Source organism: Pseudomonas sp. D5(2026) (genome assembly GCF_057766845.1).
On record NZ_CM173421.1, the window covers coordinates 3142422 to 3162477 of the forward strand.

The window sequence follows — 20056 nt, forward strand, 5'->3', positions numbered from 1 at the left end:
CAATACATGATTCAGGATGTTCACCCATGCACGACAGCGACAGCCTCAAGGACTACCCCCAGGTACGGCAACTGGCGATCCGCTCGCTGTTCGAGATCATCGAGCAGTCCAGCGAAGGCACGGTGATCGTCGATCGCCAGGCACGCATCGTCTGGATGAACGAACGCTACGCCCGACGCTTTGGCCTGGCCGACGCTGCCAGTGCCATCGGCCAACCCTGCGAAACGGTGATCCCTGGGAGCCTGATGCGCGACGTGGTAAGCAATGGCCGGCCCATCCTGCTGGACATGCTCGACACGCAGAACGAGCCGTTGGTGGTCATGCGCCTGCCCATCCACGACGACCAGGGCGCGCTGATCGGCGCCATCGGCTTTGCCCTGTTCGACGAACTGCGCAGCCTTTCGCCGCTGCTCAAACGCTATTCCAGCATGCAGCAGGAACTGGCCTCGACCCGCTCGCAACTACGCGCCCGCCAGGCCAAGTACAGCTTCGCCCAGTTCGTAGGCAGCAGCGCGGCCAGCCTGGAAGCCAAGCGACGCGCCCGGCGTGGCGCCGGCAGCGATTCACCCGTGTTGCTGCTGGGCGAAACCGGCACCGGCAAGGAACTGCTGGCCCACGCCATTCACGCAGCGTCAGCACGGGCGCACAAAGCCTTTGTCAGCATCAACAGCGCAGCCATCCCGGAGACGCTGCTGGAAGCCGAATTCTTCGGCACTGCGCCGGGTGCTTTTACCGGTGCCGATCGCAAAGGCCGCAGCGGCAAGCTGCAACTGGCCGAAGGCGGCACGTTGTTCCTCGACGAGATCGGCGACATGCCGCTGGCCTTGCAGAGCAAGCTGCTGCGGGTGCTGCAGGAAAAGGAATACGAGCCGGTCGGTTCGAACCAGATGCTGCGCAGCGATGTGCGCATCATTGCCGCCACCTCCATCGACCTGCAGGCTGCCATGGCCCGCGGGGCCTTCCGCGCCGACCTGTATTACCGGCTGAATGTGCTGCCGATCGATGTCCCGCCGTTGCGGCAACGGCTGGAGGACCTGCCGGCGCTGTGCGAAGCCATATTGGCTGAGCTGGGCAGCCAGTACGAGCTGGAAGCTGAAGCGCAGCAACTGCTGGCCAGGCATGCCTGGCCGGGGAACATTCGCGAGCTGCGCAATGTGCTGGAGCGCGCGACCTTGCTGGCGGATCAGCCTCGGCTGGGGGTTGCGGACTTGCGTGCGGCACTGGGGCCATTGAGCCCGCTGGCTGAGGCGCCCAAACGCCAGACCTACCGCGAGGCGTGCGAGGCATTTGAACGCGGCCTGATTACCGGGGCGCTGGCCGAACAGGGAGGAAAAGTGCCGGAGGCAGCGGCAGCCTTAGGGCTGGGGCGGTCGACGCTGTACAAGAAGATGGCGGCACTTGGTCTCTGATTGGAGACTCTTGTTTCTTATTTGAGATTACCGCCAGAGCTCCGCCTTCTATCAGAGGCAAGCCAGCGATAGGCTGTAAAGCAGCCCCTGGCGTCTCTGAATGTAGACATAAACTTCTAACAAAACTCTTTATCCCTTACAAATCAGCAAGTTACATAGTTGGCACGATTCCCGCTATCTCCTGTTCAACGATAAAAACAAGACTCACCCAGGAGACCCACCCCGATGACCGTGCTCATCGCACTCGCCGCTCTGGCCTTGCTGATGCTGGCCGCCTACCGCGGTTACAGCGTAATCCTCTTCGCCCCCATCGCCGCCCTCGGCGCTGTCCTGCTCACCGACCCTTCTGCCGTCGCCCCTGCGTTCACGGGGGTGTTCATGGAGAAAATGGTCGGTTTCATCAAACTGTACTTCCCCGTATTCCTGCTGGGCGCGGTGTTCGGCAAGCTGATCGAGCTGTCCGGCTTCTCCCGCTCGATCGTCGCTGCGGCCATCCGCCTGCTCGGCACCCGCCAGGCGATGCTGGTCATCGTCCTGGTCTGTGCCCTGCTCACTTACGGCGGTGTTTCGCTGTTCGTGGTGGTGTTCGCGGTGTACCCGTTCGCCGCCGAAATGTTCCGTCAGAGCAACATCCCCAAACGCCTGATCCCGGCCACCATCGCCCTGGGCGCATTCTCGTTCACCATGGACGCCTTGCCCGGCACCCCACAGATCCAGAACATCATCCCCAGCACCTTCTTCAACACCACCGCCTGGGCCGCACCGTGGCTGGGCCTGATCGGCACGCTGTTCGTGTTCTTTACCGGCATGGCCTATCTGCAGCGCCAGCGCAACAAGGCCCTGCGCGCCGGTGAAGGTTATGGCGCCAACTTGCGCAACGAGCCGGAAACCGCTGCCGACCTGAGCCTGCCCAACCCTTGGCTGGCGCTGTCGCCGCTGATACTGGTGGGGGTCATGAACCTGGTGTTCACCCACTGGATACCGCATTGGTACGGCTCCAGCCACAGCCTGCAATTGCCAGGCATGAGTGCACCGGTACAAAGCGACGTGACCAAGCTGACGGCCATCTGGGCTGTGCAGGCTGCGTTGCTGGTGGGCATCCTGATGGTCCTGGTGTGCGCCTTTGGGGCCATTCGTACGCGTTTGGCCGAAGGCACCAAAAGCGCGGTGGGCGGTGCCTTGCTGGCAGCCATGAACACCGCCTCGGAATATGGCTTTGGCGCGGTAATCGCCTCGTTGCCGGGTTTTCTGGTGCTGGCCGATGCCCTGCGCGGCATCCCCAACCCATTGGTGAACGAAGCCATCACCGTGACCTTGCTGGCCGGCATCACTGGCTCTGCTTCGGGCGGCATGAGCATCGCCCTGGCAGCCATGGGCGACACGTTCATCGCCGCCGCCCACGCGGCCGACATCCCGCTGGAAGTACTACACCGGGTAGCCGCCATGGCCAGCGGCGGCATGGACACCCTGCCGCACAACGGCGCGGTGATCACCTTGCTGGCGGTGACTGGCCTCACCCACCGCGAGGCTTACAAGGACATTTTTGGTATTACCCTGATCAAGACCCTGGCGGTGTTCGTGGTCATCACCACGTTCTACGCCACTGGCATCGTCTAAGGAGCATGGCATGACCCTTGAAGGCAAAACTGCACTCGTCACCGGTTCAACCAGCGGCATTGGCCTGGGCATCGCCCAGGTATTGGCCCGGGCTGGCGCCAACATCGTGCTCAACGGCTTTGGCGACCCGGGCCCCGCCATGGCGGAAATTGCCCGGCACGGGGTGAAGGTCGTCCATCACCCGGCCGACCTGTCGGATGTGATCCAGATCGAAGCCTTGTTCAACCTGGCCGAACGTGAGTTCGGCGGCGTCGACATCCTGGTCAACAACGCCGGTATCCAGCATGTGGCACCGGTTGAGCAGTTCCCGCCGGAAAGCTGGGACAAGATCATCGCCCTGAACCTGTCGGCCGTATTCCATGGCACCCGCCTGGCACTGCCGGGCATGCGCACGCGCGACTGGGGGCGCATCATCAATATCGCTTCGGTCCATGGCCTGGTCGGTTCGATTGGCAAGGCAGCCTACGTGGCAGCCAAGCATGGTGTGGTCGGCCTGACCAAGGTGGTCGGCCTGGAAACCGCCACCAGTCATGTCACCTGCAATGCCATCTGCCCGGGCTGGGTGCTGACACCGCTGGTACAAAAGCAGATCGACGATCGTGCGGCCAAGGGTGGCGATCGGTTGCAAGCGCAGCACGATCTGCTGGCAGAAAAGCAACCGTCGCTGGCCTTCGTTACCCCCGAACACCTCGGTGAGCTGGTACTCTTCCTGTGCAGCGAGGCCGGTAGCCAGGTTCGCGGCGCCGCCTGGAACGTCGATGGTGGCTGGTTGGCCCAGTGACGGGCGGCCTGGGCCTGGCAACGGCCGCGCATTCGTTTATCAGCAAGGAGGCCTTATGCGCCCTACCCCAATGACCGCGCTTCTAGCCCTGAGCCTGGCCGCCGCCGCACCTGCGATGGCCGCCAGCCTGAAGGACATCGCGCCCTACCCCGAGGCGGAAAAAGGCTTCACCCGGCAGGTTATCCACCTGCCGGCCCAGGCCGATGAGTCGGCCTATAAACTGGAAATCCTCGCTGGCAAGACCCTGCAGGTCGACTGCAATCGCCAGCGCCTGGGCGGCAGCCTCGAAGAGCGCACCCTGGAAGGCTGGGGCTACAGTTACTACCGCCTGGACAACGTCAGCGGCCCGGCCAGCACACTGATGGCCTGCCCGGACGGCAAGAAGACCGAGGCCTTCGTGCCGGTGGTCGGCGACGGCTTCCTGCTGCGCTACAACAGCAAGCTGCCGGTAGTGGTGTATGTGCCCAAGGATGTCGAAGTGCGCTACCGCGTGTGGTCGGCATCGCAGGATGTGCAAAAGGCTAAAGTAGAGTAAGCAGAACCGCTTTCTCTGCAGGATCAGCTTCTTCGCAACACAAGGCTGATCCTGCACTGAGCCTGCTTTGTTCCGGTAAAGGAGATTCGGCATGAACGATGTGCTCTGGCGCCCGTCCACAACGCAGATCGAGGCCAGCCGGATGGATGCCTTCCGCCGCCGGGTCAACCTGCGCTACAACCTGCAACTCGACGACTACCAGGCCCTGCACGGCTGGAGCATCGAACAGCGCGCCGACTTCTGGCAAACCCTTGCCGAGTTTTTCCACGTACATTGGCATACCCCGCCCAGCCAGGTGCTTAGCGAAGGGCCGCAGATGCCCGATGCACAGTGGTTCGCCAATGCCACCCTGAACTTTGCCGAACACCTGCTGCGCCGCCGCGACGACCGCCCGGCCGTGGTCGCCGTGCGCGAAGACGGCCAACGCGAAGTGTTCAGCCATGCTGAACTGGCCGCGCAGGTGGCCGGGCTGCAAACGGCATTCAAGGCTGCAGGTATCGTCCCGGGCGACCGGGTAGCGGCCATCATGCCCAATACCTGGCAAACACTGGTGGCCATGCTCGCCTGCACCAGCCTTGGCGCAGTCTGGTCTTCCTCCTCGCCCGAATTCGGCGTGCATGGCATCATCGACCGCTTCGGCCAGATCGAACCCAAGCTGCTGATCGTCTGCGCCGGTTACCAGTATGCGGGCAAGGCCATCGACCAGGTGACCAAGGTCAACCAGGTGTGCGCGCAGTTGCCTGGCCTGGAGCAACTGATCGTGGTGCCCCATACCCGCAAAGGCACGCGTGCCGACGAATTCCAGGCAGCCAACGTCAGCCTGTGGGATGACTTCTTCCAGCCCGGCGGCGAGCCCCGTTTCACCCCGCTGCCGTTCGACCACCCGCTGTACATCCTCTATTCCAGTGGCACCACCGGCGTGCCCAAGTGCATTGTCCATCGCGCCGGAGGCGTGCTGTTGCAACACCTCAAGGAACACGGCCTGCACAACGACCTGAAGGCCGATGACGTGCTGTTCTACTACACCACCTGCGGCTGGATGATGTGGAACTGGCTGGCCAGCGGCCTGGCGGTGGGTGCCACGCTGGTGCTGTACGACGGCTCGCCGTTCCACCCGGGCCCCGGGCGCCTTCTGGACCTGATAGAGGCCGAGGGCATCCACGCCTTCGGCACCAGCGCCAAGTACCTGGCGGCACTCGAGCAGGCAGGCCTGGAACCCGCCACCAGCCACTGCCTGACCAGCCTGCGGCTGCTGCTGTCCACCGGTTCGCCGCTGTCACCGCACAGCTATGACTATGTATACGACAAGATCAAGGCCGACCTGTGGCTTGTGTCCATGTCGGGCGGTACGGATATCGTCTCCTGCTTCGTGCTGGGCAACCCGACCCTGCCTGTGCGTCGTGGCGAAATCCAGTGCAAGGGCCTGGGTATGGCGGTGGAGGTGTGGAACGAGCAGGGTCAGCCCGTGGTGGACGAAAAAGGCGAGCTGGTGTGCACGCGCAACTTCCCCTCGATGCCACTCGGCTTCTGGAACGACCCGGACGGCCGCCGTTACCAGGATGCCTATTTCAGCCAGTTTCCGGGGGTGTGGGCCCAGGGCGACTACGCCGAGCAGCGAGCCAGCGGGGGCATGGTGATTCACGGGCGCTCCGACGCCGTGCTCAACCCGGGCGGCGTGCGCATTGGCACCGCGGAGATCTACCGCCAGGTGGAAAAGGTCGAACAGGTCGTTGAAAGCGTGGCCATCGGCCAGGACTGGAACGGGGATGTGCGGGTGGTGCTGTTCGTGCGCCTGCACGACGGCCTGCAGCTGGATGAAGCCCTGCGCCAGCAAATCCGCCAGGTAATACGCCAGTACACAACACCCCGCCATGTGCCGGCGGTGATCGCCCAGGTCAGCGACATACCGCGCACCATCAGTGGCAAGCTGGTGGAACTGGCGATTCGCGATGTGGTGCATGGGCGGCCGGTGAAGAACACCGATGCCCTGGCCAACCCGGAGGCACTGGAGCAGTTTCGCGATCGCGCAGAGCTGAAGAGCTGACATTCATCGCGGCCATTCAGGCACGATCGCTTCTGCTGGATTCAATCAGGCATAATGCCGCCTTTTTTCCCGATACACAGGTAGCCCATGAAAGCCCAAGCCCGCCACATACTGGTCAAGACCGCTGACGAAGCCGAAAAGCTCAAGCAGCGCATCGCCAACGGCGAGGCTTTCGACGTGCTCGCCAAAAAGTTCTCTCTTTGCCCATCCGGCAAGCGGGGTGGTGACCTGGGCGAAATCCGCCCAGGGCAGATGGTCGGTGCCATCGACCAGGTGATTTTCAAGAAGCCTTTGCGGGTGGTACACGGGCCGATCAAGAGCAAATTCGGCTACCACCTGGTGCAAACGTTCTACCGCGACTAAGGCGCTAGCCTTTTGCCACCTGACATTTTTGCCAGTTGTGGTCGTGACGCACTCCTCTATACAACCCCGGTAACCCTGCACACGACGTGTGGTGCGCAGGACTCCCCGGAGAATGGAGGTTTTCCTGATGCGTCTAACCCTGATGCTGACCCTGGGTTCGCTCCCGCTGCTGGCCATGGCCCCGCCCGCCGCAAACGCGGCTTGCACCTTCTCACCCGGCCCGGGTAACGACACCTACACCTGTGACAGCGGCACTGCGCCCTCGCTGGTGGACACCAGCGGTGATAACCGCCTGGTATTCCCGGCATCCGGTAGCGGCGCCATCACCGGCGACGTAACCTTTGGCGCCGGCAGAGACAGCATCGACATGGCCTCTGGCAGTGTTGGCGGCAACATCCACCAGGGTGCCGGCATCGATGACTTCGCCATGAGCGGCGGCGTCATCGAAGGCAACGTCAACCAGGGCGATGGCCTGGACACCTTTCACATGACCGGCGGCTGGATCAAGGGCACGTTCGACAGCGGCGACTATGCCGAAATGGACAACGGCCGTATCGGCAACGTCAACATGCGGCTGGACGAGAACACCTTCATCATGCGTGGCGGCAGCGTCGACCGGAACGTCATCGCGGCCTTCGACAAGGACTATATCGAAGTCTTCGATGGCAACATCGGCGGCAATATCAGCGTCAGCGGTGGCGATGACCAGGTGCTGGTGCATGGCGGCCAGGTTGGCGGCGATGTGTTGCTGAGCACTGGCAACGACCGCTTCACCTGGGACGGTGGCAGTATTGGCGGGCGCGTGGATGCGGGGCCAGGTGATGACACGGCACTGCTCAAAGGCCTCACGCCCGAGGTGCTGAGTATCACTGTGGACGGTGGCGACGGTACCGATAGCCTGACGTTCGATGCCAGCCAGCCGGCAGGCGGTGCCCGCTATGTGAATTGGGAGCGTGTGGCGCTGAACAATGGCAGCCGGCTGGCACTGGATGACACGCTGGTACTGGGCGACAGCAACAGCAGCACGGGCAGCCTCGCCCTCGACGCCAGCAGCAGCATCACTTCACGCCAAGGGGTAATCACTGCATTTGCCCCGGACCAGCGCGCCGCAATCAGCAACGCAGGTACACTTGACCTCACAGCCGGCAATGATGCCATGGGCCGCTTGAGCATCGAGGGTGATTACACCGGCAACAACGGCGCCCTGCGCCTGAACAGCGTGCTGGCCGGCGATGGCGCTGCTTCCGATCGCCTGGTGATCAGCCGCGGTGCCATCGCCGGCTCTACCCAGGTGCTCATCAACAACCTCAACGGCGCAGGTGCGGCGACTGCCCAAAACGGCATCCAGGTGGTCGAAGCCCGCGACGGCGCCACCAGCACGGCCAACGCCTTTGTACAGGCCCAGAGGCTATCGGCCGGTGCCTACGACTACCGGCTGTTCAAAGGCGGCGTCACTGCTGGCAGTGAAAACAGCTGGTACTTGCGCTCGACGCTGGTTGCGCCACCCGCTCCAACCCCTGTGCCGGCACCGGGCGAGCCGCCGGTGATCACCCCGGCCGTCATCCCGCCCGTTGCTGCACCCGCGCCCGGCCAAGCCGAGCTGCCTGCTCCGGCGCAGGGCCAAAGCCTGCCGCTGTACCGCCCCGAGGTCCCGGTTTATGCCGCAGCGCCACGGGGTGCCGCGATCATCGCCCGCCAGGCATTGGGCACCTTCCACCAACGCCAGGGCGACCAGCTGTTACTGCAAGGTGAAAGCGCCCTGCCCGCCAGCTGGGGGCAAGCCTACGGCGGCGCGCTGCGCCAGCAATGGAGCGGCACGGTCAACCCGAGCCTGGACGGCGACCTGTACGGTTTCAAGGTAGGCCAGGACCTGTATGCCAAGGTTGGCGAGAACGGTTACCGCCAGCATGTCGGTATCTACGTAAGCCACAGCCACCTGGACGCCGACGTCAAAGGTTTTGCCCTGGCCGTTCAAGACCGCAGCGTGGGCGACCTGAAGCTCGATGGCGATAGCGTGGGCACCTACTGGACGCTGGTCGGGCCACAGGGCGCGTACCTGGACGCGGTGTTGCAGTACACCCGCCTGGATGGCCGCGCCCGCTCCGATCGTGGCGACACGCTGAACGTCGACGGCCACGCCTGGACAGCTTCACTGGAATCGGGCTACCCCATCACCCTGTCCGAGCGCTGGCGCGTGGAACCGCAAGCTCAGCTGATTGCGCAAAAGGTCGCGCTGGACAGCGCCAGCGACAGCGTCTCGCGCATCAGCCATGACGCCCAGGTCGAGCTGACAGGTCGCTTGGGCCTGCGCCTGGAAGGTGCGTTCACAGGAAGCAGCGGGCGCCTGTTGCAACCCTATGCGCAGGTCAACCTGTGGCACGGTGACGGTGGGCGCGACACCTTGACCTTCGATGACGCAGACAAGATCAGGACCGATTACCGCTATACCTCGGTGCAACTGGAAAGCGGTGTGGTAGCGCAGGTCAACAAAGCGCTGAGCCTGCATGGCGGCGTGCAGTACACCGCCAACCTGGACAGCCGCCAGCAGGAAGCCAGCGGCGTGAACCTGGGCGTGCGCTGGCAGTTCTAGCGGCGCGCAGCCAGCAGACCGAGGCCCGCGCAACCCAGCAAGGAAGCGCTGACCCGGTTGAACATCCGGCGTGGGCCAGGCTGGCTGAACCAACGCTGCATGTAGGCGCCCAGGCCTGAGTAGATGGCAATGGCCGCCCATTCCAACAGCAGGAACAACACACCCAGCCAAAGGAACTGCTCACTCACCGGGGTGCTGCTACCGACCGAGACGAACTGCGGCAGGAACGCGGTGAAGATCAGGATGGCCTTGGGGTTACCGGCCGCCACCCAGAACTCCTGGCGCGCCAGGCGCCAAGTGCCGCCTGGGTGATCGCTTGCCACCACGGTCTCGCTCACCGGTGCGCGCCACAGTTGCCAGGCGATGTAGAACAGGTAGGCCGCGCCCACCACCTTGATGGCCAGGAACAGGTATTCGCTGGTATGCAACACCACTGCCAGGCCCATCGCTGCCAGGGCGATCATGCCGCAGAAGGCAAGGATACGGCCGCCGCCGGCCACGCAGGCGGTGCGCAGGCCGTAACGGCTGGCGTTGTGCAACGACAACAGGTTGTTTGGCCCTGGCGCCATGTTCAAGGCGAAGCAGGCGGGGATGAAAAGCAGCAGGCTTGAAAGGTCCATTCTCGTTTTCCTCTGACAACAGCCCTCTATTTCGGCGCGTTCCGGGCCCTGGGGTCAAGTAACAGCCAGTGATAAAAACTGTACGGGTGCGCGGTACCTGTTACCCTTCCGGCAATACCGAGGAGCCTGTAATGCCCCGTTCCCACGCCGCCCTGTGGCGCGACCCGGCCCTGGCACATGTCGAAAGCCGGCGCGCCTGCGATAGCCGGGCCTGCTACAAGGCCCACAGCCACCCGACGTTTTCCATTGGTGCGGTGGATGCTGGCCACAGCCATTTCACCGGGGCTGCCGACGGGCAGCAGCACCTGGTACCCGGCACACTGGTAATGGTCCCCGCCCACCGCGTGCATGCCTGCAACCCGGCACCCGGCCTGGCCTGGAGCTATCAGATGCTGCATGTGGATGCCGACTGGCTGACGCAGTTGCGCCTGGAGTCAGGTCTTGGCGGTATCGGAGCCAGCGAACCGGTGCGTATCTGCAGGGAGGCTGAGGTATATCGGCAGTTCTGCGCGCTGAACAGGTTACTGTTTTCCAGTGCCTGCACCGGCGAGAAAGATGCGGCGCTGATTGCCTTTCTGGGCGACCTGGACTTTTCCGCGCACCCACCGCTGGCAGCGCCCCCCACCCTGGAAACCGCCACCTTGAGCGGGTTGCTTACACGCATCGAGCAGCAGGACCCTGCGCAATTGAGCCTGGAGGTATTGGCGCGGGAGGCCGGGCTTGGGCGCTATCAACTGATCCGCGCGTTTCGTGCGGCTACCGGGTTCACGCCTCATGCCTACCTGCTCAATGCCCGGGTCAATCGCGGGCGGCAACTTTTGAGTGAAGGGCTGGCCCTGGCGGAAGTGGCCTATCAGCTTGGCTTTGCTGACCAGAGCCATTTCCAGCGGGTGTTCAAGGCCCATGTGGGGGTTACGCCGGGGCAGTACCGAGGGAACTGAAGGCTGCTGCAGGTGCAATATTGTTCAATACGCCAGAACGGGCCCGGCAGCAGACTGCGGTTTTTTCCGTAGAGCAGCCCCCAATGCAACAATTCATGATCATCGCCCTGGCCCACTTCCTTGCCCTGCTCTCACCTGGCCCGGACTTTTTCCTGGTCGCACGCAACGCGATCAACAGCGGCTGGCGCATCGCCAGCGGCGCCTGCCTGGGCATAGCACTGGCCAATGGCGCGTTCATCGTCATGGCCTTCACCGGGCTTTCGGTACTGCAGCAGGGCGGCCCGCTGTTCACCACCCTGCAACTGGCAGGCGCCAGCTACCTGCTGTACATCGGCGTGCTGTTCCTGCGCCATGCCGGGCAAACCAGCCTGGGCGCAGTCGCCGGCAGCCAGCGGGTTCATGGCTGGTGGCGCAGTTTGGGCATGGGCTTCTTGTCCGGCATCCTCAACCCCAAGAACGCGTTGTTCTATGCCAGCCTGGCGAGCATGGTCGCCAGCGTCAGCCCCGGCTGGAAGGCTGCCTACGCCGTATGGATGTTCAGCATCGTCCTGTTCTGGGACCTGCTGGTCGCCGTGGCCATCGGCAACCAGCGGGTACTGCGGCGATTCGCCCGCAACCTGGCGTGGCTGGAGCGGGCCTCGGGGGTCATGCTGGTGATCTTGGCGGGGGCTTTGTTGCTGCATCTGGCTCGGGGCTGACCCGTTGCAAGGTGCGCATGTCGACCAAGGTGAAATGGCCGCTGGCCCAGCCCCCCGTGTCCAGGTGCCACACATTGCCCAGCAGCTTGGCCTCCAGCACCGGGGTGTGGCCGACCAGCAGGGCTCGCAGGCCCTGCACCGGTTGGGTGTCCCCCTCTTTCAGGCGCCGACGCGACCACTGGCACACTTGGCGCACTTCAGGGTCGTCATCCAGTTCCAGCCAGGTGCGTAAGACTGCCCAGTCGGCAAACGGGCTGTCTGCATGCAGCAGGCCTACCAGCCCGTCCGCACTCTCCACTTCCATGGCAATCGGCAACTGCTCGAAACGCTCCACGAAACGCAGTTGCTCGCGCCGCGGCAAGTCGAGGAACCAACCACCCCCGGCGGCTCGGTACATGCCCAGGTCGAGCCGCCCACCACGCACGCGGGTGATTGCCAAGGCTTCATGATTGCCCTGGACGGCATGGAACCAAGGCTGGGCCAGCCATTCCAGCGCTGCCTCGCTGTGCGGCCCACGGTCGACCAGGTCACCCACGCTGAACAAGCGGTCCACCGCCGGATCGAACCCTACCGCATCCAGGCACTGTTGCAGGCGCTGGAAGTGGCCATGGATATCGCCCACGGCCAGATCCCGTCCCCGGATATTGGCGATCAGCCGCCGAAACCGTGCCATTACCGTCTTCCTCTGCTGGTCCCACCATGCCCGCTTTCGCGCGTGCCGTGCTCATGGCGCTGTCACTTGACAGCATGGCACAAGGCACCGCGGCTGCGCAGGTCGAGGTGCGTTTCGTTGCGCACTTGAGCGCTTCCTGAAAACCCTTCACTGGTACAGGCGTTGGTGCCGATAGTATGCTCGCCACTGAACCACTACCAGGGAAGGGTCTTGATGAAACTGTGCGCCGTACAACTGGCGTCGCTCAAGGGCGATTTGCCAGCCAACCTCCAGCGCCATCTGGTTTGCATCGAGCAGGCTGCGGCCCTGGGTGCCGAACTGGTCGTGTTCCCCGAGCTGTCACTGACCGGCTATGAGCCGAGTGTGGCACGCCAGGCCGCCCTGCCCGTCACCTCCGTGCGCCTGGACCCGCTGCAGGCAGCGTGTGACCGCTTGGGCATTACGGTTGCCGTGGGCCTGCCATTACCGACGCCCGACGGCATACGCATCGGCATGCCCATCTTCTGTCCTGGGGCGCCGCGCCAGGCCTATGCCAAGCAGCGCTTGCATGATGATGAGCTGCCTTACTTCACCCCAGGTGATCAGGCATTGCTGCTGGAGGTGGGTGAACATCGGGTGGCGCCGGCAATCTGCTACGAATCGATGTTCCTGGCACATGCCGCCGTGGCCCGCGAGCGCGGTGCCGACCTGTACCTGGTCAGCGTTGCGAAAACCGCCAAGGGTATGCGCGAGGGATTTGCGCACTACCCAGAGGTGGCACGCGAGCTGGGCATGCCAGTGCTGATGGCCAACTGCGTGGGGCCGGCCGACACCTTCATCGGTGCCGGCGGTTCTGCCGCGTGGGACAGCCAAGGGCAGTTGCTGGCCAGCCTGGATGACCACAGTGAAGGCCTGATCGTACTCGACACCCGCAGTGCCAGCGCGATCACCCTGCCCTTGAGCCCGTACCTTGCATGATCTATCTGTTTCTGGTGTTGCTGAGTTACGCCTGCACCTACTGCCTGGTCGGCTTGCTGATTCAGGGTCAACTCGCCAATGTGGCCGAGGGTTTGCGCCATCGGCCCGATGCGCCTACGCCCGGCGAGTACCTGCGTGAGGTCGAGCCCCGCGCACGTCAGGCGCGGCGGCAGTACACCTTGATCGCTGGTACGGTGCTGGCCGTGCTGGCCTGCCTGATTGCCAGCGGGTTCGATTGACGCCTTACAGGTCCAGTGCCAGGCTTTGTCGCCCTTCCAGCGCCAGCAGGTACTGCTTGGCCGCCAGGCCACCGGCAAAACCGGTCAGGTTGCCCGACGCGCCGATTACCCGGTGACACGGGGCGATGATCGAAATCGGGTTGCGGCCATTGGCAGCACCGACCGCGCGTACCGCCCTGGGGTTGCCGAGCTGCCGGGCAATGTCACTGTAGCTGCGGGTTTCGCCGAACGGTATCGCCAGCAGCGCAGCCCACACCTGACGCTGGAACTCAGTACCGGCAAAATCCAGCGCCAGCTCGAAACGCTGGCGCTTGCCGTCAAAGTACTCGCCCAGCTGGCGAGCGGCTTCCAGCAGTACCGGGCACTGGTCGTCCCGGTGCAGTGCGCCCAGGCGTACGCGGTTTTCCCGCTCTTCTTCCCACAATACGGCTGCCAGGCAGTTGCCACGGGCCACAAGGGTGAGCATACCGACGGGCGATGGCATGATCGTGAATGCGCTGGACATAGCCGGCTCCTGCAAGTTGCGACCGCCCAACTGTACGCATCCACAGTCTTTCATGCACCCGCTTTCTTGCTCAGTTCATTGCGCAGCCGGCAATGTGCCGCGCCTGGCTGAGCGTGACCTTGGGTATCAGTTCAGCGGGAATGCGTGATGTTGCCGACAGGTTGTAGACGCGGAAATGCTCGTTCACCACCTCCCTGGCCATTAGCGTCAACGACGGCAGGATGCGGCTGTCCCAATGCTGGTCGAGCCCGCACGGCGAACACTGCCCTTGGCCGTTTTCGTAAAAGCGCCCGGCACTCTGATCGAGGTCTACCCCTACCAGCAACACTTCTTCAAAGCCCAGGTGATAAGCCAGTTGCAAGGACACATAAGCTACTGTGCGAGCATCGAAGAAACCGTGGGCCAGGTTTTTGCTGAAGGCGATGGAGCGGCTGCGTTTGCTCCACAGTGCCCGGTTGCACACGCAACTGTCACCCTGGCCGCGCAAACCGTCCAGCAGGCTCGGCGTGTCGGCTTTGTGCAAGGCATAACACTGGGTGTGGGCTGGCACATCGGCACGCGCATACTGCTCTGGCCACAGGGCCAGGCGTTCGCTGTCGCGCACGGCAGTGGCGAACAAGGCCGGCTGTTGCTGGCAAAAGCTTTTGTCGGTGCACACGTAGAAGAAAGGTTTTATGCCGTGTTCGGCGGTCATGGCGACCGAGCCATTCATGGCGATGATGGGCAAATGCGCAAACTCGCCCAGTGGAAACTGTTTGGCAGAAGCGCCGGAGGCAAGGATCACCACGGGGCCCTTCTGGGTGTTGCGACACGCCTCGAAATGGGCGAACGCCCCGCGTTCAGCACTTGGCTGCAACGGATGTGTGTTCATCAATGGCATCTTTAACCGGACAGTACAAACCACAAGACTGATCAGTTTATATGCCGCCGCCGCTTTTACCTAACTTTACCTGGCTGAACTTCAGTCAACCGCCAATCCCTTGCTTGGCGGGGTTTCAGCCTAGCGAATAGCGGCTTATCCAAGTGCCATGACAGCCCCCCGGTGAAAAAGTGTTCCCCTACTGTGGATCAGGAATAGCGATAACCATCACCGATGGTGACGGACGGGTACTAAGCGCCTTTCGTCATGAGCCTGCTTGATGCTTACCACTGGTGAGACTAATACTTAAACATCTGCCTGGGGAGGCACGAAAAATGCAACCAAGATTCGTTATCGTTCCCGCTGTGCCGATCGAAAAGGAGTCGTTCCGCGTAGGCAGCCGCTACTACGCCGCTACCGTTTGTGGAGGGTTCGACATTTATGACAATCAGGCAAAGGAGCGGCTCAAGCCGAGCTATCCAAACCGGAAGGAGGCGCAGGTGAAGTGCGAGCATTTGAACAAGCGGGATGACGCGGGGTAACCGTAGAGATCTGCGCGGCTCAGCAAGCTCGGGTTACTGACTCAATCCAGACATTCCTTGGCAGCCTGGCGTAACTTGTCGCCAGACAGAAAGCTGCCCTTGTAGAAGGTCGCGCGGCTGCCCTCGCGAACGTCGACTACGTCAAGCACATCGTCGCTTGCCACGGCACTTGATGCCGTGAGCCGGTAGCCGTGGGCTATCGACTTCTGCGTGGCCTGGGGTGCCAGCGCCTGCCATTTTGGCAGGACACAGGCGGCGTACTGCTGCGGCGACTTTTTGGTCAGTTTGCTGGCTGTGGGTTTGCCAGGGGTTGCGCAACCGGCAAGGCTGGCAACCAACACAGTTGCGAGAAAAATACGAAATGTAGGCATTTGCAATCAGCCGTTATGGATACGCTGCATTCTAACGGCGATGACACCGCGTTACCAATCAACCAAAGTCTTGCAGCAGGACGAAGCCCAAGCGAGATCTGTGTAGCGCACCTGATATTTCTGCCAGTAGCCGGGGCACGCCGCAACAGTGAAACTCCCGAGGGACATCACACCACGACTCGGCAGGGCTTCATACCATGCAAACGAACGCCAACCACACTCAGTTCTTCTATCAGAACGGCAAACTCGTCACCCTTAAAACCGGTGAACAGGGCCATAGTATCTTTCGCTCGCAGGACGTCCCCCTTGCCGAGCGACAATCAGACGACACCAACGCCGGCGGACTGCTGGCAACTGACGACAAGGGTTCGGTGCTGCAGGTACAGGAGAAAAGCTGAAGCCCTGAGGATACTCCGGCGCCATTGCGGGCCAAACCCGGGGTCAGGGCTTGGCTCCCCTGTACAACACAATGGCTGCTATATCCAGGGCCAACACACTGCCGACAAACAGGAACATGACGTACAGATCTTCAGAGAGCATTGCCGTATCCCCCAGATGCGCCGGTTTCAAAAGGGGTATGCAATTACTGATCCCGTCAGCGCGACAGGTATGCGAGCTGCGAATCAGCTGAACTTTAACTTGACTACTTTGCTCAGCGCCCAGCCACTGAAGACATAGAACGCATCCAGGTAGAAGCGCCCTGCATAGTTGGGCAACGGCGTTTGATTCAACAGCACATCCGGCTCGGGCGCGGGAGGAAACAGTGCATAAAAGCCGTTGGGCAGAACTGCCAGTGCCAGCAGTAACAGGTAAGTCGAGGCTTGTAGCAGGGTGGCACGATGACTGGATCTGGCGGACCACTTCAGCCCGTAGTAGGCAACCAGGCCGGCAACAGGCAAAACCCAGAAATGCGTCGGAATCCCAATGAACATTTCGGCGACTACGCTTCTTGCTTCCACCTGCGACTCTCCATCCAAATACAACGATTATTACGGGCGGGGCCGGCAAATGCAAAGCAACGCTGCTCAGGCCATACCGGCTCCACCCGCCCTTTTTGAACGTTGCCGGGCAGGCGATCGGCAGACAAAAAGCCCGCTCTCGACGGCGGGCTATTGGTGTGGGGTAGGATGATTACGCTTTTGAACACATCAGTGCAGCATCCAGCAACCTGCCATGGTCGTACCAGGCATCACGTTGATAGGCCGTGAAGTGGCGTTCGGCTCCCGCGCCCCGCAACTCTACAAGACCATCGGCCTTGTCGGGGTCAGTGCTTTCGACGAAAAGCCTGACCGCGTTATCACCCTCGACTTCATAGGTTTTCACATTGCTTTGTAGCTCGCCTTTGACGCACCCCAGATACGCAGGTGGGCTTTTCATGGTAGTGCCAGCCGTATAATCGTGGCTGTCACGTACATCAGGGTTTTGTGCGCAGCCTGCCATGAACAACATGGCTACCCCGGATACAAGTAGTGCCCCTGCTAGCGATCTTGAGTTATTCATGCGACACGCTCCTGCAGCCCCATCGAAAACCGGGAAATGTTGCCAAGCAGCCTGCCCTTTTTTAGGTTTTGGTATGCCCATGTTACTGCGCCATCGCGACCGGGCATTAGGTTTGTTTGCTATATAGGTTTCAGGGCGTTTCCCTCACGCCCTGCCGTGCCCCGATTGCGAGTAAGTCCTACCCCATAACCGGGGTCAGGGGATGGCGTTGAGAAACACATAAGTCGCCGCCAGGTCCAGTACCAGCACAGCAACCACGCTGAAAATCATGTAATAGCGGTCATCCTGAGTCATATCTGCGTACCCCGCATGATCAATGTCTCAAGGTCACAGCAATTCCCGTTCCAGCAACCTGATACCGCCCGCTGGCACCGCGCCAGCCAAACAGCGCAATCACGCAGTCAGTCCTTGATCTGGCATACGCCATTGGCTTTGTTCTTACCGGTATACGAAACGTCCGGCGAGCCGTCCGGGTTGATCGACAACGATACCGTTACCCCTCCACCTTTGGCCTCGAAATAGTTGTCATTGAATTTCTTTAGCTTGGCTTCCTTGCCATTGATGTAGATAGGTCCACCTTTATCGGCATGGACCTCGATATTTCCGGGGCATGTCGCGTTCAACAGCGGAATACCGGCGTGGGCAGCGCCCGATGCGGCAAGCAACAGGCCCAGTAACAAACGCTTCATTTGTAGTGTCCTCGTGGGTTGTCGGGGTGTGCGCGTTAAATCAGTCCTGCGATGGCGAAGAGGCTCATCGCTCGTTCGAGATTGTAGGCAAACACATGCAGGCTCATCTCGCTACGCATTTTTTTTATTCAGTGCATCCAGTCCGCCCGTTGGCGGGTATTGCTGGTGGGCGGCCTTTGACTGCCCAGCCCAATGACTTTCAGGAGCACTGCAAATGAACTTCAAATACTCCGCCTGCCTGCTTGCCTGCAGCCTCGCCCTTGCGCTGCCGCCCGCCCACGCCCAGAGCGCGCTGCCAGAACCGATCAAAGTCCCTGATGGCCATCGCGTCCTGCTCGAAACCGTCGGCGTCGGCGAGATCACCTACGAGTGCCGCGACAAGGCCAACACCCCCGGTCAAACCGAATGGACTTTCGTCGGTCCCAAGGCAGTGCTCAATGACCGTACCGGTAACCAGGTGGGCGACTACTTTGGCCCGCCCGCCACCTGGCAGGCCAAGGATGGCTCGAAAGTCACCGGCACCCAACTGGCAGTGGCACCGGCGGACAAAGGCGCCATACCGTATCAACTGGTCAAGGCCAACCCGGCCGAAGGCAAAGGCGCCATGCAGGGGGTCAGCTATATCCAGCGCCTGGCTACCCGCGGTGGTGTGGCGCCGTCAGTCGACTGCACGACGCAGAACAAAGGTGCCAGGCAGGTCGTCCAGTACCAGGCTGACTATGTGTTCTGGACAGCCAAGTAACACGCACCTGAGCCTACGCCCTGCGAGTGATGATCTACGCTCGATGGCAAGCCCCCGGCTGGATGGCCGGGGTACCTTGCCTTACACAAGGAAGCCACACACGTTGAACTCGCCGGCCGCCCCCTTCGACTTCCATCGCTGCCTGGTCGCCTGTGCACAGGGTGACCGGCGAGCCCTGCAGGCGCTCTACGATCATGAAGGCGCGCGCCTGCTGGGCGTTGCCCGGCGTATCGCACGTGACGACGCCACTGCAGAAGACATCGTCCACGATGCGATCATCCGCATCTGGACCCGCGCCGCCAGCTACGACCCGGCGCGCGGCTCGGCTCGGGGCTGGATCTACAGCATTACCCGCCACCTGGCACTGAATTCGATACGCGATACCCGCCGTGAAACGGTACTGACCGATGCCGACACCGAAACTGCGTCAACATTGCACGGGAGGGTTGATGACCTTGACCTCTGGTCCGGCTCAGCAAAGATTTACCGTTGCCTTGAACAACTGCAGCCCGCACCGCAACGCTGCATCCTGCACGCCTACGTGGACGGCTGCAGCCACGCCGAGATAGCCGGTTTATTGGGCGCGCCACTGGGCACTGTCAAGGCCTGGATCAAACGCAGCCTCAAAGCGCTACGGGAGTGTCTGGAATGAAGCCCGATTCTGCCGAAGAACTGGACAGCCTCGCCGGGGAATATGTGCTGGGGACCTTGTCGCCGGAGCAATATGCCGCGGTGGCCGAACGCCTGCATACCGACCCCGCGCTCCGCGCCGCTGTGGATGCCTGGGAGGCCCGGCTGTTGGAGCTGACCGCGCTGTCTACCCCACAGCCGCCGAGCCCCCGCCTGTGGCGCCGTATCCAGCGCAGCCTCGACGAGCTACCCGCACCGCGCACACAGACGCGTTTGTGGCAACGCCTCGGCCTGTGGCAAGGGCTCAGCGCCGCAGGGCTGGCTGCAAGCCTGCTGCTGGCGTTTATCCTGCTGACCACGCCCCCCTCTACCACGGAATACCTGGTGGTGCTGGTGGCGCCAAACAGCCAGGCCCCCGGCTGGGTGGTGCAGGCCAGCGACAGCCACATGATCGAACTGCTGCCGCTGGGCCAGGACACGGTCCCCGACGGCATGGCCTTGCAGTTCTGGACCAAAGGCGAGCAATGGCGTGCCCCGGTTTCGCTTGGCCTGGTCAAACCAGGCGAACCCTATCGGGTTCCGCTGCAAAGCCTGCCCCCTTTGGAGGCCAATCAATTGTTCGAGCTGACGCTGGAGAAAGCCGGTGGCTCGCCTACCGGTCTGCCGACAGGGCCGGTGAAGTTCATTGGACGCGCGGTGAAAGTGATATGACACGAAAGGGCCGCAGCACGTGTCTGCGGCCTTCGTAAAG

The 20056-nt window shown here is 62.3% G+C and carries 24 protein-coding genes; 16 read left to right on the plus strand and 8 right to left on the minus strand.

The window, feature by feature from the left end; genetic code table 11:
• Positions 1-26 precede the first annotated feature (26 nt).
• The 7 genes from AC3B5Q_RS14595 to AC3B5Q_RS14625 all read left to right on the plus strand — a co-directional run bounded on the left by AC3B5Q_RS14595 (position 27) and on the right by AC3B5Q_RS14625 (position 9339).
• Positions 27-1409 carry a sigma-54 interaction domain-containing protein gene (locus tag AC3B5Q_RS14595; protein ID WP_103444318.1) on the plus strand — a complete coding sequence of 461 codons (1383 nt, stop codon included), beginning with the start codon at positions 27-29 and terminating at the stop codon, positions 1407-1409.
• A 225-nt stretch (positions 1410-1634) separates the two neighbouring features.
• Positions 1635-3026 (plus strand): GntP family permease, encoded by a 1392-nt coding sequence (locus AC3B5Q_RS14600; RefSeq protein WP_021785665.1) that lies wholly within the window; start codon positions 1635-1637, stop codon positions 3024-3026.
• Positions 3027-3036: 10 nt separating this feature from the next.
• Positions 3037-3807, plus strand: coding sequence for a 3-hydroxybutyrate dehydrogenase (hbdH, locus tag AC3B5Q_RS14605; protein WP_021785664.1), 771 nt, complete (start codon positions 3037-3039; stop codon positions 3805-3807).
• 55 nt (positions 3808-3862) lie between these two features.
• The gene (eco, locus tag AC3B5Q_RS14610; RefSeq protein WP_021785663.1) at positions 3863-4342 is read left to right on the plus strand and encodes a serine protease inhibitor ecotin; all 480 of its coding nucleotides are present in this window, start codon (positions 3863-3865) and stop codon (positions 4340-4342) included.
• Positions 4343-4433: 91 nt separating this feature from the next.
• Complete coding sequence (locus tag AC3B5Q_RS14615; protein ID WP_135192895.1) at positions 4434-6386, plus strand: acetoacetate--CoA ligase; 1953 nt, start codon at positions 4434-4436, stop codon at positions 6384-6386.
• Positions 6387-6473: 87 nt separating this feature from the next.
• On the plus strand, positions 6474-6749 hold the full coding sequence (locus tag AC3B5Q_RS14620) for a peptidylprolyl isomerase (RefSeq protein WP_010953969.1): 276 nt from the start codon (positions 6474-6476) through the stop codon (positions 6747-6749).
• A gap of 112 nt (positions 6750-6861) precedes the next feature.
• On the plus strand, positions 6862-9339 hold the full coding sequence (locus AC3B5Q_RS14625) for an autotransporter family protein (RefSeq protein WP_135192894.1): 2478 nt from the start codon (positions 6862-6864) through the stop codon (positions 9337-9339).
• On the opposite strand, the gene AC3B5Q_RS14630 is transcribed toward AC3B5Q_RS14625, so the two are convergent.
• A complete protein-coding gene (locus AC3B5Q_RS14630) occupies positions 9336-9959 on the minus strand; it encodes a LysE family translocator (protein WP_101196066.1) in 624 nt (207 codons plus the stop codon). The two genes, AC3B5Q_RS14625 and AC3B5Q_RS14630, sit on opposite strands and share 4 nt — an antisense overlap.
• Positions 9960-10090: 131 nt before the next feature.
• On the opposite strand from AC3B5Q_RS14630, the gene AC3B5Q_RS14635 reads away from it, so the two are divergent.
• Both AC3B5Q_RS14635 and AC3B5Q_RS14640 read left to right on the plus strand, forming a co-directional pair.
• Positions 10091-10900 carry a helix-turn-helix transcriptional regulator gene (locus AC3B5Q_RS14635; protein WP_101196065.1) on the plus strand — a complete coding sequence of 270 codons (810 nt, stop codon included), beginning with the start codon at positions 10091-10093 and terminating at the stop codon, positions 10898-10900.
• A gap of 83 nt (positions 10901-10983) precedes the next feature.
• Positions 10984-11598, plus strand: a complete 615-nt coding sequence (locus AC3B5Q_RS14640; RefSeq protein ID WP_103462553.1) for a LysE family translocator — start codon at positions 10984-10986, stop codon at positions 11596-11598.
• Here AC3B5Q_RS14640 and AC3B5Q_RS14645 read toward each other — a convergent pair.
• Positions 11546-12271, minus strand: a complete 726-nt coding sequence (locus AC3B5Q_RS14645; protein WP_101196063.1) for a serine/threonine protein phosphatase — start codon at positions 12269-12271, stop codon at positions 11546-11548. The two genes, AC3B5Q_RS14640 and AC3B5Q_RS14645, sit on opposite strands and share 53 nt — an antisense overlap.
• A 213-nt stretch (positions 12272-12484) precedes the next feature.
• Between AC3B5Q_RS14645 and AC3B5Q_RS14650 the strand changes: the two genes are divergently transcribed.
• Positions 12485-13228 (plus strand): carbon-nitrogen hydrolase family protein, encoded by a 744-nt coding sequence (locus AC3B5Q_RS14650; protein WP_103462554.1) that lies wholly within the window; start codon positions 12485-12487, stop codon positions 13226-13228.
• Positions 13225-13467 (plus strand): hypothetical protein, encoded by a 243-nt coding sequence (locus AC3B5Q_RS14655; RefSeq protein ID WP_103462555.1) that lies wholly within the window; start codon positions 13225-13227, stop codon positions 13465-13467. The genes AC3B5Q_RS14650 and AC3B5Q_RS14655 overlap by 4 nt, the downstream gene beginning before the upstream one ends.
• Before the next feature lie 4 nt (positions 13468-13471).
• Here AC3B5Q_RS14655 and AC3B5Q_RS14660 read toward each other — a convergent pair whose 3' ends face one another.
• Positions 13472-13972 carry a methylated-DNA--[protein]-cysteine S-methyltransferase gene (locus AC3B5Q_RS14660; RefSeq protein WP_101196060.1) on the minus strand — a complete coding sequence of 167 codons (501 nt, stop codon included), beginning with the start codon at positions 13970-13972 and terminating at the stop codon, positions 13472-13474.
• Positions 13973-14042: 70 nt separating this feature from the next.
• A complete protein-coding gene (locus AC3B5Q_RS14665; RefSeq protein ID WP_274118908.1) occupies positions 14043-14843 on the minus strand; it encodes a WaaZ-like lipopolysaccharide core biosynthesis protein in 801 nt (266 codons plus the stop codon).
• A gap of 323 nt (positions 14844-15166) precedes the next feature.
• Between AC3B5Q_RS14665 and AC3B5Q_RS14670 the strand changes: the two genes are divergently transcribed.
• Entirely contained in the window at positions 15167-15373 is a 207-nt protein-coding gene (locus tag AC3B5Q_RS14670) for a hypothetical protein (protein ID WP_021785579.1), read from the plus strand.
• Positions 15374-15414: 41 nt separating this feature from the next.
• Here AC3B5Q_RS14670 and AC3B5Q_RS14675 read toward each other — a convergent pair whose 3' ends face one another.
• Positions 15415-15744 (minus strand): hypothetical protein, encoded by a 330-nt coding sequence (locus AC3B5Q_RS14675; protein ID WP_274118907.1) that lies wholly within the window; start codon positions 15742-15744, stop codon positions 15415-15417.
• Positions 15745-15941: 197 nt separating this feature from the next.
• Here AC3B5Q_RS14675 and AC3B5Q_RS14680 point away from each other — a divergent pair, with 197 nt between their 5' ends.
• Entirely contained in the window at positions 15942-16142 is a 201-nt protein-coding gene (locus tag AC3B5Q_RS14680) for a hypothetical protein (protein ID WP_021785581.1), read from the plus strand.
• Between the two features lie 225 nt (positions 16143-16367).
• On the opposite strand, the gene AC3B5Q_RS14685 is transcribed toward AC3B5Q_RS14680, so the two are convergent.
• From AC3B5Q_RS14685 to AC3B5Q_RS14695, 3 genes are all read right to left on the minus strand, one after another.
• Positions 16368-16676 (minus strand): hypothetical protein, encoded by a 309-nt coding sequence (locus tag AC3B5Q_RS14685; protein ID WP_021785583.1) that lies wholly within the window; start codon positions 16674-16676, stop codon positions 16368-16370.
• Positions 16677-16875: 199 nt separating this feature from the next.
• Positions 16876-17244, minus strand: coding sequence for a hypothetical protein (locus AC3B5Q_RS14690; protein ID WP_021785584.1), 369 nt, complete (start codon positions 17242-17244; stop codon positions 16876-16878).
• A gap of 401 nt (positions 17245-17645) precedes the next feature.
• Positions 17646-17933: a hypothetical protein gene (locus tag AC3B5Q_RS14695; protein WP_021785585.1), complete on the minus strand. Its 288-nt coding sequence runs from the start codon at positions 17931-17933 to the stop codon at positions 17646-17648.
• Between the two features lie 214 nt (positions 17934-18147).
• Between AC3B5Q_RS14695 and AC3B5Q_RS14700 the strand changes: the two genes are divergently transcribed.
• The 3 genes from AC3B5Q_RS14700 to AC3B5Q_RS14710 all read left to right on the plus strand — a co-directional run bounded on the left by AC3B5Q_RS14700 (position 18148) and on the right by AC3B5Q_RS14710 (position 20016).
• Positions 18148-18675, plus strand: a complete 528-nt coding sequence (locus tag AC3B5Q_RS14700) for a DUF3455 domain-containing protein (protein ID WP_021785586.1) — start codon at positions 18148-18150, stop codon at positions 18673-18675.
• A gap of 103 nt (positions 18676-18778) precedes the next feature.
• Positions 18779-19327 (plus strand): sigma-70 family RNA polymerase sigma factor, encoded by a 549-nt coding sequence (locus AC3B5Q_RS14705; RefSeq protein WP_021785587.1) that lies wholly within the window; start codon positions 18779-18781, stop codon positions 19325-19327.
• Positions 19324-20016 (plus strand): anti-sigma factor, encoded by a 693-nt coding sequence (locus AC3B5Q_RS14710; protein ID WP_021785588.1) that lies wholly within the window; start codon positions 19324-19326, stop codon positions 20014-20016. Before AC3B5Q_RS14705 ends, AC3B5Q_RS14710 begins: the two co-directional genes overlap by 4 nt.
• The last annotated feature ends 40 nt before the right edge of the window (positions 20017-20056 follow it).

Bases quoted from the DNA above. Each gene is read 5' to 3' on its own strand.
- AC3B5Q_RS14595 (WP_103444318.1), top strand. From the start codon at position 27: ATGCACGACAGCGACAGCCTCAAGGACTACCCCCAGGTACGGCAACTG.
- AC3B5Q_RS14600 (WP_021785665.1), top strand. From the start codon at position 1,635: ATGACCGTGCTCATCGCACTCGCCGCTCTGGCCTTGCTGATGCTGGCC.
- hbdH (WP_021785664.1), top strand. From the start codon at position 3,037: ATGACCCTTGAAGGCAAAACTGCACTCGTCACCGGTTCAACCAGCGGC.
- eco (WP_021785663.1), top strand. From the start codon at position 3,863: ATGCGCCCTACCCCAATGACCGCGCTTCTAGCCCTGAGCCTGGCCGCC.
- AC3B5Q_RS14615 (WP_135192895.1), top strand. From the start codon at position 4,434: ATGAACGATGTGCTCTGGCGCCCGTCCACAACGCAGATCGAGGCCAGC.
- AC3B5Q_RS14620 (WP_010953969.1), top strand. From the start codon at position 6,474: ATGAAAGCCCAAGCCCGCCACATACTGGTCAAGACCGCTGACGAAGCC.
- AC3B5Q_RS14625 (WP_135192894.1), top strand. From the start codon at position 6,862: ATGGAGGTTTTCCTGATGCGTCTAACCCTGATGCTGACCCTGGGTTCG.
- AC3B5Q_RS14630 (WP_101196066.1), bottom strand. From the start codon at position 9,959: ATGGACCTTTCAAGCCTGCTGCTTTTCATCCCCGCCTGCTTCGCCTTG.
- AC3B5Q_RS14635 (WP_101196065.1), top strand. From the start codon at position 10,091: ATGCCCCGTTCCCACGCCGCCCTGTGGCGCGACCCGGCCCTGGCACAT.
- AC3B5Q_RS14640 (WP_103462553.1), top strand. From the start codon at position 10,984: ATGCAACAATTCATGATCATCGCCCTGGCCCACTTCCTTGCCCTGCTC.
- AC3B5Q_RS14645 (WP_101196063.1), bottom strand. From the start codon at position 12,271: ATGGCACGGTTTCGGCGGCTGATCGCCAATATCCGGGGACGGGATCTG.
- AC3B5Q_RS14650 (WP_103462554.1), top strand. From the start codon at position 12,485: ATGAAACTGTGCGCCGTACAACTGGCGTCGCTCAAGGGCGATTTGCCA.
- AC3B5Q_RS14655 (WP_103462555.1), top strand. From the start codon at position 13,225: ATGATCTATCTGTTTCTGGTGTTGCTGAGTTACGCCTGCACCTACTGC.
- AC3B5Q_RS14660 (WP_101196060.1), bottom strand. From the start codon at position 13,972: ATGTCCAGCGCATTCACGATCATGCCATCGCCCGTCGGTATGCTCACC.
- AC3B5Q_RS14665 (WP_274118908.1), bottom strand. From the start codon at position 14,843: ATGAACACACATCCGTTGCAGCCAAGTGCTGAACGCGGGGCGTTCGCC.
- AC3B5Q_RS14670 (WP_021785579.1), top strand. From the start codon at position 15,167: ATGCAACCAAGATTCGTTATCGTTCCCGCTGTGCCGATCGAAAAGGAG.
- AC3B5Q_RS14675 (WP_274118907.1), bottom strand. From the start codon at position 15,744: ATGCCTACATTTCGTATTTTTCTCGCAACTGTGTTGGTTGCCAGCCTT.
- AC3B5Q_RS14680 (WP_021785581.1), top strand. From the start codon at position 15,942: ATGCAAACGAACGCCAACCACACTCAGTTCTTCTATCAGAACGGCAAA.
- AC3B5Q_RS14685 (WP_021785583.1), bottom strand. From the start codon at position 16,676: ATGTTCATTGGGATTCCGACGCATTTCTGGGTTTTGCCTGTTGCCGGC.
- AC3B5Q_RS14690 (WP_021785584.1), bottom strand. From the start codon at position 17,244: ATGAATAACTCAAGATCGCTAGCAGGGGCACTACTTGTATCCGGGGTA.
- AC3B5Q_RS14695 (WP_021785585.1), bottom strand. From the start codon at position 17,933: ATGAAGCGTTTGTTACTGGGCCTGTTGCTTGCCGCATCGGGCGCTGCC.
- AC3B5Q_RS14700 (WP_021785586.1), top strand. From the start codon at position 18,148: ATGAACTTCAAATACTCCGCCTGCCTGCTTGCCTGCAGCCTCGCCCTT.
- AC3B5Q_RS14710 (WP_021785588.1), top strand. From the start codon at position 19,324: ATGAAGCCCGATTCTGCCGAAGAACTGGACAGCCTCGCCGGGGAATAT.